We start from the raw sequence: 12,236 nt of genomic DNA, 5'->3' as shown, positions 1-12,236 counted from the left end.
AAGGAATACAAAATGCCTAAAGAGCTTAAAAAAATTTTATATGCAGAAGATGAAGAAGACATAAGAGCGATTGCACAAATTGCTTTGGAGGACATTGGTGATTTTACAGTAAGATATTGTTCTAATGGAAAAGAAGTTATTGAGGCAGCAAAGGAATTTATTCCGGACTTACTTTTATTAGATGTAATGATGCCTGAACAGGATGGGCCAACCACGTTATGTGAATTACGGAAGAATCCCGAGTTTATGGAAATACCCGCTATATTTATGACTGCTAAAATACAAAGTAATGAAATAGCGGAGTATAAATCGATAGGTGCTATTGATGTTATTAAAAAGCCTTTTGACCCTTTGACTCTTGCGATGTCAATAAACAATGCATGGTTAAAATATAATGGATGAGAATATACAGAAAAAATTACATAATCTTTTTATGGTCTATCGTAAGCAGCTTCCAGAGCGAATTTATAATCTAGAGCTGCAATGGCAATCTCAACTCAAACGATGGGATTTGGCCGGTTTTCAAGAGTTCCATCGCAATGTACATAGCTTGTGTGGTTCAGCTGGGACCTATGGTTATTTGGAATTGAGTAAGATAGCTCGGCAGATGGAACTATTATTAAAGAACATTCTAGCTCGTGGAAAATTAGAAGATCAAGATCGAGAAAAAATTACTTCCTATTTTAATCAATTAAAAACGGTATTGGCTCAAGAAGATTCCCCAAAACAACACATGTTTAAAGCAGAAACCAAACCTGAGGACAATAGATTAGTATATATTTTGGAACAGGAAATGGAATTGGTTAATGAACTCAGGGCTGGCCTGAAACAGGCTGGTTATGAGACGCAACATATAAAAGATATGGAATCATTACAGAACTTCATTCAGAAAAAGCAACCGATTGCTTTAATTATTGATACCAACTATTTAAATAAAAGCTCCCTTGAATATCTCGCTACTCTAGAAAAACAACAGACGAGGCTCATTCAATTATTTTGTATTGTTCCTAATGCTGATTTACTACCTCGACTCACTGCGATACGTGCTGGTTGTGTTGCTTTTTTTCAAAAACCGCTCGATGTCTCATACATGATACAAGAAGTGAATTTAAATTGTACTTCCCCAATTAATGAAACCTATCGCATTTTAATTCTGGATGATTCACAATCTTTGGCTGAATTTTATTCGTTGATTTTAAAACAAGCGGATATGATTACTCGGGCTATTACAAAACCATTGGATTTGTTAAAAGAGCTTGAAACATTTCAGCCTGATTTAATTTTGATGGATATTTATATGCCGGAATGTTCTGGTTTAGAGCTTGCAATGCTACTACGCAAGGATAGACGATACACGAAAATCCCCATTATTTTTCTTTCTACAGAAGATGATAAAAACAAGAAATTAGCGGCAATTAGTTTAGGTGGGGATGATTTTCTTACCAAACCTGTTTCGCCCCAAGATTTAGTTTCTGCAGTCAGATCGCGATCAAATCGCGCAAGTATTTTAAATTATTATATGACCACAGATAGTTTGACGGGTTTATTAAATCATTCAAGTGTTTTAAATCGTTTAAATATTGAAATTACCAGAGCAAAACAACAGAACTCATCGCTTTCTTTTGTGATGATTGATATTGATAATTTTAAATTAATTAATGATACCTATGGCCATCCTTTTGGCGATGTTGTAATTAAAAAACTTGCCTCTATGCTCATGATGAGTTTACGTAATCAAGATATTATTGGACGGTACGGTGGCGAGGAGTTTGTGCTGATATTGCCTGGTACAAATCTTGAAAACTGCCAAAAAATTTGCAACGACTTACGTCTTCAATTTTCGAACTATGCTTTTAAAATCAATGATCAACAAGTACATGTGACGATCAGTCTTGGAATTTCGAATTTGAATCATAGTCATGATTTTAATGATATTATAAATTACGCGGATCAAGCATTATATAAAGCAAAGCAAAATGGAAAAAATCAGGTTGTTATTTATTCTGAGCGTTAATTTTAACCTAATCTCCTAATTTCAGTGAAATAGACTTTCGTAATAGAGGTCAACTTCCTTTTTTAAGATAATGCAAACTTATCTTCAATCTATTGAAAATAAAATATTATTTGTAATTTTCATATCACATATAATAATTATTTATTGGGTATAAATTAATTAATTTGATCAAATGATGGCCTGTTCTATTTCAGAGTAAGCATTCACGTAATGGCGCCAACTTAAGGCAACCTGAGTAAGGATGAAGTTTCGGTATCAACTCTCGGTTTTTGAAAGTGCATCATTCTCCCCGAAAGCGCTTTCTCTTGATCCCATCTCTGAGTTTTAGAGAGTAATAAATTTTATTTTATATGAGTAATGAAGATGAACGAAGAAGATGTAAGACTATTTTTTCAAACATTATACAATAACAATACAAGCAATCATGTGCAGTTTGAATCTAGGATTCTAAATGGCTTTAATAATGGAGCAGGACTTCAAATTGTTTCTGCTGCTATGAGTGAAAATGATGCGCAACAAGTAGCGAATGCTCTTAAAAAACTTTTACCCGAGTCAGCCAATGTAGATAAAGTCGGCTCTCAGAAAGTACCTGGGCAATTTCGTGCCATTAAAACAGCTTCAAGAAGAACAAAAAGCTAATACTATCTCTGAAGATCTTCAAGTCGATCAAGAAGCAAAGACGCTCCCTGAGGATCTTGAAGAAGATATTGAGTCTATGATTCATTTGCATAAGTAACGTGAGCGCGACATAAAAGACATAGGAATTGCTTTTATGTCGCTAAATGAAGGCGATCCTCCGTATCCGTTCAGCTAATGGCGTCAACTTAAGGACCAATCTTCGTTTCTAGTCAAATCGTCACCCTCCGCGAAAGCGGGGGGTCTCAATCAAAAGCCTTAATATAAAAGCACAATTGTTCTAAAAACAAAGCGCTGACTGTTTAGCAAGTTATTTAGACCCTCCGCTTTCGCGGAGGGTGACGTTCTTTCGAAACCGTGAGTTCCTCGAAACCTCATCTTTCCCTTAAGTTGACGCCATTATATGAGGCGTGAACGTTTACGGCTATCCAGTTCTAAAATGAAACTAGTTCGATATAATTACTTTATTTTTACTTTGGGAACGCATAAATTCTCAAGGTTGAAATACTTCTTGTTGGACGCCTCCTACTAGCCATTGAGAACTGTTAGGAAATTGACGGAAATGCCAAATTTCATCGAGTTGGCTTACCGCTTCGTCATTTTCTTTAACCGATCCTGTAAAGCGGACACTCGCAATCAATGAATTAGATTGTCTTGAAACATCCAATAATTCCGCGTCTAAAGTGATAACTTCCGTTTTATTAGGAACATCGCCTCGCTCATCTAATTGCATTTTAATTTCTGCAAATACTTCTGGTGCAGTAAATTCACTCAAATCCTGAAGGTTTTTTTGATCATAAGCAGCTTGCAAACGATTAAAAGTTACTTTAGCTTCACGTAAAAAAGTTTCAGGAACAAAACCAATAGGGTATTCGGCACCATTATTGTTGCCCCCCATGGAACTATTGCTAAATGATTGAGTAAAATTATTTAAAGGATTTTGATTAAATGGGCTGTTAGATTGTCCTGTTTGAAAACCAGGCTGCATTCTCCTGCGGAAGAATCCAACAACAAAGAAAAGAATAGCGCCTAAAATTAACCAGGATAAAATTCCACTGGTAACGCCATGACCCATAAATAAGCTGGTTAATAAACCACCGATTAATAAGCCACTTAATAAACCACCCCATCTACTCGAGTTTTTAGTGCTTTGTCCGATAACACTCGATTTTTGTGTTTTATTGGGTGAGAACAAGCTGCTCTGTGAGCGTTGGACACCAAAGCTTCTACCCCCACCGAAACGTTTAGCAGATGCTTCATTAATTAGAAGCCCAAAACTTAATAATGCAATAAGTAAATATGAAATAAACGTACGCATAAATGGAACCTTTTTTTATTTAAGAATGCTTAGTATATATAATCGGAAGGAATCTGTCTCTTTGTGTTTAAAATATAAACCATTATTTAGGAAATAATTTGCTTTTATGTCGAACTCACGTTAATTAAGGAGTGATCTCAGCGACTAAACAATATATTCTTCCAAGTTAAAACCATTTAAAATTCCTGGTGTGAAGGGATTAACTTGATTATTTGTTTTTAATAAATAGCGACCTGAATTGCTGTTCACTTCAAAAAGAATTTGTAAATTGGAGCTATCTTGTTCATCAATGAGGACATTTACTTTTTCTAGAAGCTTAAATATTGCCCACACTCCTTGTTCAGCGAGTTCGTAGTGATTCCCTTCAATAGAATCAAGAGCAAGTTTTGCATTGGTTTGTGGCCAGATAAAGTGAGTCATCGACTCACTCCCTTGGTTATCCGATAACTTAGTTTGGCCAATTTGTAATTCTAGGTTTGCAACTACAGGGTCAAGGCTGATTTTTTGTAGACTGAAATCAATTTTACTTTCTTCACCACGATCGGGGAAAAACATATTGGTAATAATATTGGCTCGTATCAGTGCATCTAATGTTTCGGCGCTGATTGGTAATACGGTATCGTTAATCGCTTTTGGTTTCCATTCTGCATTGGAAATATCCAAGAAAGGCTTCACATAGTTTTCAGTGAATGTATTTAATGTTCCGTGAGTGGAGAAGAAACGATTAAAATCATGGATTGCTATTTCCTCATTTTGTGAAGAATCAAAAGGATAGCGTTTAGCAATTGTGGTTTGAAAGTCTCGATAAACGGTTTGCTGCCATTGCTGATTAATGTATTGGCGACTGTCTTTGATTAAAATACTCCAGGCATCGCTCGCTAATTGTTTTGACCAAATACTTAAAGGTTCAGGTAAAAGTTTTGCTTGATTGTAGAGTAAGCTTACTGGATCCGATGCATTATCACTAGCGAATCGTGTTCTTGTGATATTAAATGCAGTTTTTCCACCATCATTTATCATCGATAAAGTAGAAATAAAGCGTTCTAAATCAACGATTTTTAGGCTAAGTTCTTGCGCACTGGAATGACTCATTAAGTTCAAGTCAGTAAATTGACTAGCAATAAACTGATTAAAAGGCGACGTGTTGTTGGTCAAATCTGCCTTGGTTTCTTGTTGAATTAAGCTTATTATTTTGCTTAATGCATGAGATTGCTCTAAATTCTTAACTACTTGGCGTCCTGCTTGATAATCTTGATAATGGAACGGTTGTGATTTACGCATAAAGGTTTGCCACCAAGTGACATAATCAAAGCAATATGCCTGAATCAGCATATCTTGTAATTGGCCTAAGTCATTGCGTGCAAGGACCCAATTTTCGTTTTGCAATGTATGATTAATCTCTGGAATTCTTTGTATCACTTCGTCAAAACCTGTTCGAGTGAAATAAACAGGTAATTCATTTGAGGCTAGAACAAATCCATCAATCGATATTTGTTGTTTTGTTTTAGGAAAAGACTCTTTGGCAATAGAATAATACAGATAACTTGTAGGCAAAGCATTAAGATAATTACGAGCATCGGTAATGATTTGTTGTTTGATTATTATATTTTTTGGTGGTTTATTTAAGAGCCGCTTTAATAGAGTCAAATGTTTTTTTAAAGTGATTTCCGGTTGATCGTTCCAATGAGAAGCAAACCAATCGTGTACTTGTATGGTTGAAAAATGTTCTGGTTGACTCAGCATTAAGTAAATTTTTAACGCATTATAGCGAATAATCGGTGTATTACTTGGATTATTAATAACTTCTTCGAGTTCATTCGTTAGAGAAGATAAAAAGTCACCATACAGGCGGTTGTCGGTACCGTTTTGCAAATTATTTTTTAGCTGATGCACTGTTGGAAGTGATAAGGAGTTGCTCGGAATTCGACTCATTGTTTGAGCTGCATTTGATAAATGATACAGAGCTTGTTTTTGTTTATCCTGTTGCTTATTGAGTACATCATAGACAAGTAATTCTTTACTGGCTTCATCCAGTAAGTGTGCTGTTTTATAATGATTGTAACTTAAAATCAGCAAGCTAATTCCAGCAATACTTGCTGTTGCTGCAATAATAGTTTTTTGTGAAAACTTGCGTGTATGCGGAATTTGGCTGCAGTGCTCTTGAATTGTTTTTAAGGCTCCTTCAACAAAATAGGCCCTGAAATTGGTTGCTTGAGGAAAAGTATCTTGGACTACTAATGCATACTCGTGCTGAATTTTTTTATTCAGACGATCAATACTGATACCACCTTGTTCGGCACTCGTAAAATAAATAGAATGAAGATTAAATAACTTGGTTGATATGCCATGTATTAACGCATGAATTGGCGTACATAAACCGGCTACTTGTAATGGAAATTCACGAATCAAGCTACGTCTCATTGTGGAGCGAGCGGGGTGCATTTTATGGATGACTTGTTGATTCAGTTGTTCTATCAGCTGATTAACTTGTAACGAGTAAGCTTCTTTCTTTTTCTTTGGTTCATTCATGCAGTCAAGAGAAAAACCAAGAGGCTTTGCTAAATCAGTCGCATGCTCGGATTGATAAAACTCAGTAAAACCTGCTAAGGTATCCATTTTGGTAAATATCAGGGCAAGCTCAACAGGATAACCCAAATTAGTGCCGAATCGTTCTAACAACTGTAGGTGAGCTTTCTTTTGTTCCGCAAATTGCGCGGGATCAGCAATGAGTAAGTCGTTTACATCGACACATAATACAATGCCGGTAATTTTCAGATATGAGTTACAACGATTTAACTGTTTTAACGTATTAAGCAAGAGAGTTTTACTGTTGGTTAACCAATTTTCACCTAACTCAATCATGATTCCTTGCTGATTAAAATAGACTTTTGCATGTTGTTCGCTAAAGACCGGTATTTCCTCCATGTTACTTTGTTTCAATAAGGCAGATTTTCCTTGAGCATTTTTCCCCGTAATCACTATAAAAGAGAGTTGATGACTTTGGGGCTTTAACTGGGAAAGTATTTTTTTTATAGCATCACATAATGCGCGTAAGGAATTATCCATTAGCTCTCCAGAAGAGCAAGTTGGGAGTGGCCAAATAGAACTGCTTTTGCTTTATTTTCCAATAAATATTGGCTTGTAAAAAAAGCAAAAACTACTAAAGTTACGGCTGTAATTAGAGTGATAATGGCCGTCTTATAACTTTTCTTAACCGTTTTAGGTAGAGGATTTTCATTAAATAAACGACGTGGTTGATGAAAACGATTTTGTTGTATTATCTGATACAGATCTTCAATATAGTTGTCCAAAGCTTGTCGTCCATCGGGTTTAAGATGATAATGTCCTTCAAAACCTACAATCAGAAAAAAATAAACTAATTCAATGAGATCGAGATATTGATTCGGGCGTTCTTTAATGTAATTAAGAATTTCAAAAAAACGGTATTGCGGTTGAACATCTTCATTGGTTAGTGGTGTAAAGGCCTTAAATTCGGCATTTATTTGGTATACTCGCATGTAATTTTTACCAATGAGTTCATCTATAGTTGCGGTCATTAAATAATGGGCAATAATAATAAAATCCATAGGATACTTAGATGCATCCATTTTGCTTCGAAACGCAAGCAGTTCGTGCTCAATGTTATCTCTAATGTTTTCAATAGGAGGAAGTGATGGACTGAGACAAAGTCTTTCCAATAACGATAAAAGAGGGCCTGCTGCGGCAACCAAGGCATTAGTAGAAAAAGGAGCGATAAATAATTTAGAGCGATAGTACCCCTGCGGGATAAGCGAAGTTCCCGAGTCGAGGCGATTACTGACAAGTGAGACCGGATAATGCTCAGTTGTCATGGTCTTGCTCCTAATGAATCTTTGTTCCATGAAATCGTAGTGCAACTATTTTTAACCCAATAAAGAAGATAATACGTTATATAATACCTATAGTTCAAGTAGGTCACGATTTAATAGTCTGGCCAAATCAATTGTTGTGTTTTGAATATTTTATTTGCATCACTCCTTAACAATAAGGTACTATTCGTGTTCTAAAGATATAGAACCGTTTTAGTACTATATTTATAGTATGGATAAATTAACTTGAGTTTCGTATAAGAGAACGTGGTTTCACTTCAAACCGTTTCTGAGAAAGCGCATCGCGCTGTCTCGAGGCCTTAGTACGAATTTTCAAGTTCTGTGCTAAGGGCCTCGAGACAGCATAAATGCCTTCTCAGCCCGAACGGTTCGAGATGGCGACTGGATCTAAATAGATTCTTTATCCGAAACTCACGTTAATTAAGACTTAATTAGTACTAGATTATTCGATTTTGAGGTGTTATGCTGCGCATCAGCAAATTGGCCGATTATGGAACAGTGGTGATGGTTTATCTTGCTAGGCACGCGCAAGAAGTATGTAATGCTCGTGATATCGCTTTACATACTCATCTGACTGTACCTACGGTAAGTAAAATTTTAAAACACTTGACTAGTGCAGGGTTGTTAATCTCAGTGCGGGGGGTGACTGGAGGATACCAATTGCGACGACCTGCTACTGAAATTTCTGTGTCGCAAATAATTTTTGCATTGGAAGAACATCGAGGTTTCACAGAGTGCAGTATGCATCCTAATGGCTGTTCATTACAAGATGTTTGTACTATTCAGGGTAATTGGCGATTAATTAGCCAAGCAATTGAAACAGCTTTGGATAGTGTGAGTTTAGCTGCATTAGCTAAACCTACTTTGCCTGCACGTGATGTGGAGCGGGTTCGACAATTAGCAAGTGGAGTGAATCGTGGCTAAAAGCAGTGAGCAAATTAATTCTCTGCTCGGTAGAGAATATCAACATGGGTTTACGACCGACATTGAAGTAGATACTTTTGCACCTGGACTGGACGAAGAGGTCATTCGACGATTATCAGCAGTTAAAGGTGAACCCGAGTTTTTGCTCGAGTGGCGTTTAAAAGCTTACCGACATTGGTTAACTATGTCTGCTCCTCAATGGTCTAGTGTGCATTATCCACCAGTGGATTTTCAGGCTATTTCTTATTATTCAGCACCCAAACAGAAAAAAGATGCGCCAAAAAGTCTCGATGAAGTGGATCCCGAATTACTAAGAACGTATGAAAAACTGGGCATTCCTTTAAGAGAGCAAGAAATGCTTGCTGGTGTAGCTGTAGATGCTGTTTTTGATAGTGTTTCTGTAGCAACTACATTTAAAGCAAAATTAGCTGAAAAAGGAGTGATTTTTTGCCCTATATCAGAAGCGGTGCATCAATACCCTGAGTTATTAATGAACTATTTAGGCTCTGTTGTCCCTTATCGTGATAATTTTTATGCTGCCTTAAATTCCGCGGTTTTTAGTGACGGCTCCTTTGTTTACGTCCCCAAAGGAGTACGTTGCCCTATGGAGTTATCCACGTATTTTAGGATTAATGCGGCTGCTACGGGGCAGTTTGAACGCACATTAATTATTGCAGATGTTGATAGTTATGTGTCTTATCTTGAAGGTTGTACCGCTCCTATGCGTGATGAAAATCAATTGCATGCTGCAGTTGTTGAGCTGGTTGCTTTAGATGGTGCGCAAATTAAATATTCAACGGTACAAAATTGGTACCCAGGTGATAAAGAGGGTAAAGGTGGTATTTATAACTTTGTGACCAAACGAGGAGCATGTCGCGGTAAACGCTCTAAAATTTCCTGGACGCAAATTGAAACCGGTTCAGCAATTACCTGGAAATACCCCAGTGTGATTTTACAAGGAGATGATTCCGTTGGTGAATTTTATTCAGTTGCGTTAACGAATAATTACCAACAAGCGGATACTGGCACTAAAATGATTCATATTGGTAAAAATACGCGATCAACTATTATTTCCAAAGGAATTAGTGCAGGACGAGCACATAATGCTTATCGTGGTTTGGTACGTATCGCGCCAACTGCAACCAATGCGCGTAATTATACTCAATGTGATTCAATGCTTATGGGTTCTGAATGCTCTGCACATACTTTTCCTTATATAGAGGTCAAAAACCCTACAGCACAAGTAGAGCATGAAGCAACTACCTCAAAAATCAGTGAAGAGCAATTGTTTTATTGTCAACAACGAGGCATCGATACAGAAGATGCGGTTTCAATGATTGTTAATGGCTTTTGCAAGCAGGTATTGAAAGAGTTACCTATGGAATTTGCAGTGGAAGCCACTAAGTTATTGGGTTTAAGTTTAGAAGGGGCAGTAGGTTAATATGTTAAAAATCAAAGACTTAAATGTTTCGGTGAATGAGCAATCCATTTTAAAAGGGATTGACCTTCAAGTAAATGCTGGCGAAGTTCATGCAATTATGGGGCCGAATGGTTCCGGTAAAAGTACTTTGTCTAAAGTCTTAGCTGGCCACCCCTCTTATCAAGTAACGCGAGGTGACATCGTCTATTTAGGACAAGATTTAATTCCTTTATCGCCCGAAGAAAGAGCGCGTGCTGGAGTTTTTCTATCCTTTCAATATCCAGTGGAAATACCGGGAGTGACTAATGTTAATTTTCTTAAAGCCTCTGTGAATGCAGTGCGTAAAGGCCAAGGGAAAAATACGCTGGATGCTATTGAGTTTTTAACGTTCATTCGTGAAAAATGTCAGTTGCTGGAGATGGATGAAAGCTTTTTATATCGCAGTATTAATGAAGGATTTTCAGGTGGTGAGAAAAAACGTAATGAAATTCTACAGATGGCGGCTTTAGAGCCTAAGCTTGCTATTCTTGATGAAACAGATTCAGGTTTGGATATTGATGCATTGCGAATTATTTCCCATGGGGTGAATGCGATGCGCTCACCAGAACGCTCTATTATTTTAGTAACGCATTATCAGCGGTTACTTGATTATATTGAGCCTGACTTTATTCATGTGCTGGTTAACGGACGTATTATTCTTTCTGGTGATAAATCTCTTGCACTTGAGTTAGAGAAAAAAGGGTACAGCTGGCTTGAGGAAACGGTGCAGTGATGAGTGAGATTTTGGATTTTTACCAACAACAAGCAAAAACGAGTTTATCTACTTTGCCTTGGCTTGCTCAATTGCAAACTAAAGCATTAAGAGATTTGCACCGCCGTGGTTTTCCGACACGCAATGATGAGGATTGGAAATATACTCGTGTTGATGCATTATTGAATCACTCTTTTCTACCAGCGAGTAGTTTGGATTCTACAGCGCAGTCTTGGGGTAAAGAGACAAAATTTGATTTACCAATAGATCAACATATGTTGATCCAAAATGGAGTTTTTTCCAGTAACGATCAGGTTACAAAAGACTTACCTAAGGGAGTAGTAGTCCTTCCCTTATCTGTTGCGTTCACTCAGCATCCCGAATTACTGAAGTCTTATCTAGGAACTATTTTAAAACAAGAACATGGATTTCATTATTTGAATACAGCGATGATTCGTTGTGGCGTGATGATTTATATTCCTGAAGGAGTTATTCTAGAAGAGCCTATTGTTTTAAGTCATGTGCAAACGCATAGGAATCAAGCAGTTTATTTGCGACATCTGATTATTGCTGAGGCAAACAGTCGAGTTACGGTAATTGAAGATTATCAAGGCTTACCTGATTGTAGTTATTTGACGAATACAGTGACCGAAATCTTAGTTGGCGCCCATGCTCAACTAACACACTATACGATTCAAAGAGAAAGTAAATCTGCTTATCATTTGGGCCATTTAGCTGTAAAACAATTGGCGGGCAGTGAATTTGCCAATCATTCATTGAGTCTAGGTGGACAATGGGTGCGTTCTGATATCAGCTTGTATTTGTATGAGGAAAAGGCGTATGCTTTGATGAACGGCATTTATGCTCCTGCAGAAGGCCAACATGTGGATCATCACACTACGGTGCAGCATTTAGTACCTAATTGCAGAAGTGAACAAGATTATAAGGGTATTTTAACTGGACGTTCCCGTGCCGTATTTAATGGCAAAGTGTTTGTTGCCAAAGATGCACAACATACTGATGCCAAACAACAAAATAAGAACCTATTACTCTCAGCAAATGCAGAGGTGGATACCAAACCACAGTTGGAAATTTTTGCCGATGATGTATTGTGTTCTCATGGAGCTACGGTTGGACAACTCGATGAGGAAGCATTATTTTATTTGGCAACCCGTGGAATTGACCGACTTGAAGCATCACATTATTTAATCCATGCTTTTGCGAGTGACAATTTACGGCTCATTCCACATCGTAAGTTGGCGGATTACATGGGACATTTATTAACAACACAGTTGGGGTAAGGC

General features: G+C 37.2%; 10 protein-coding genes. 7 read left to right on the top strand and 3 right to left on the bottom strand.

Going from position 1 to position 12,236, the window contains the following annotated elements; genetic code table 11:
• Nucleotides 1-12 precede the first annotated feature (12 nt).
• The 3 genes from Lgra_RS03050 to Lgra_RS03040 all read left to right on the top strand — a co-directional run bounded on the left by Lgra_RS03050 (nucleotide 13) and on the right by Lgra_RS03040 (nucleotide 2,653).
• Nucleotides 13-402: a response regulator gene (locus Lgra_RS03050; RefSeq protein WP_058497816.1), complete on the top strand. Its 390-nt coding sequence runs from the start codon at nucleotides 13-15 to the stop codon at nucleotides 400-402.
• Nucleotides 395-2,014: a diguanylate cyclase gene (locus Lgra_RS03045; protein ID WP_058497815.1), complete on the top strand. Its 1,620-nt coding sequence runs from the start codon at nucleotides 395-397 to the stop codon at nucleotides 2,012-2,014. Before Lgra_RS03050 ends, Lgra_RS03045 begins: the two co-directional genes overlap by 8 nt.
• A 363-nt stretch (nucleotides 2,015-2,377) precedes the next feature.
• Nucleotides 2,378-2,653, top strand: a complete 276-nt coding sequence (locus Lgra_RS03040) for a hypothetical protein (RefSeq protein WP_058497814.1) — start codon at nucleotides 2,378-2,380, stop codon at nucleotides 2,651-2,653.
• Nucleotides 2,654-3,143: 490 nt separating this feature from the next.
• Here the strand turns inward: Lgra_RS03040 and Lgra_RS03035 are convergent, their stop codons facing one another.
• From Lgra_RS03035 to icmH, 3 genes are all read right to left on the bottom strand, one after another.
• Nucleotides 3,144-3,968 (bottom strand): Tim44 domain-containing protein, encoded by an 825-nt coding sequence (locus Lgra_RS03035; protein WP_058497813.1) that lies wholly within the window; start codon nucleotides 3,966-3,968, stop codon nucleotides 3,144-3,146.
• A gap of 144 nt (nucleotides 3,969-4,112) precedes the next feature.
• Nucleotides 4,113-7,034 (bottom strand): type IVB secretion system protein IcmF, encoded by a 2,922-nt coding sequence (icmF, locus tag Lgra_RS03030; protein ID WP_058497812.1) that lies wholly within the window; start codon nucleotides 7,032-7,034, stop codon nucleotides 4,113-4,115.
• Nucleotides 7,034-7,819 (bottom strand): type IVB secretion system protein IcmH/DotU, encoded by a 786-nt coding sequence (gene icmH, locus Lgra_RS03025; protein WP_058497811.1) that lies wholly within the window; start codon nucleotides 7,817-7,819, stop codon nucleotides 7,034-7,036. Before icmH ends, icmF begins: the two co-directional genes overlap by 1 nt.
• A gap of 480 nt (nucleotides 7,820-8,299) precedes the next feature.
• Between icmH and Lgra_RS03020 the strand changes: the two genes are divergently transcribed.
• From Lgra_RS03020 to sufD, 4 genes are read left to right on the top strand one after another with little or no spacing between them, the layout of a single operon-like run.
• Nucleotides 8,300-8,761, top strand: coding sequence for an SUF system Fe-S cluster assembly regulator (locus Lgra_RS03020; RefSeq protein ID WP_058497810.1), 462 nt, complete (start codon nucleotides 8,300-8,302; stop codon nucleotides 8,759-8,761).
• The gene (gene sufB / locus Lgra_RS03015) at nucleotides 8,754-10,202 is read left to right on the top strand and encodes a Fe-S cluster assembly protein SufB (protein ID WP_058497809.1); all 1,449 of its coding nucleotides are present in this window, start codon (nucleotides 8,754-8,756) and stop codon (nucleotides 10,200-10,202) included. Before Lgra_RS03020 ends, sufB begins: the two co-directional genes overlap by 8 nt.
• Before the next feature lies 1 nt (nucleotide 10,203).
• Nucleotides 10,204-10,953, top strand: a complete 750-nt coding sequence (sufC, locus tag Lgra_RS03010) for a Fe-S cluster assembly ATPase SufC (RefSeq protein WP_058497808.1) — start codon at nucleotides 10,204-10,206, stop codon at nucleotides 10,951-10,953.
• Nucleotides 10,953-12,233 carry a Fe-S cluster assembly protein SufD gene (sufD, locus tag Lgra_RS03005; protein WP_058497807.1) on the top strand — a complete coding sequence of 427 codons (1,281 nt, stop codon included), beginning with the start codon at nucleotides 10,953-10,955 and terminating at the stop codon, nucleotides 12,231-12,233. The genes sufC and sufD overlap by 1 nt, the downstream gene beginning before the upstream one ends.
• Nucleotides 12,234-12,236 lie beyond the last annotated feature (3 nt).

The organism is Legionella gratiana, assembly GCF_001467695.1.
Classification (GTDB): Bacteria; Pseudomonadota; Gammaproteobacteria; order Legionellales; family Legionellaceae; genus Legionella; species Legionella gratiana.
This window is presented reverse-complemented; position numbering and strand designations above follow the sequence as displayed.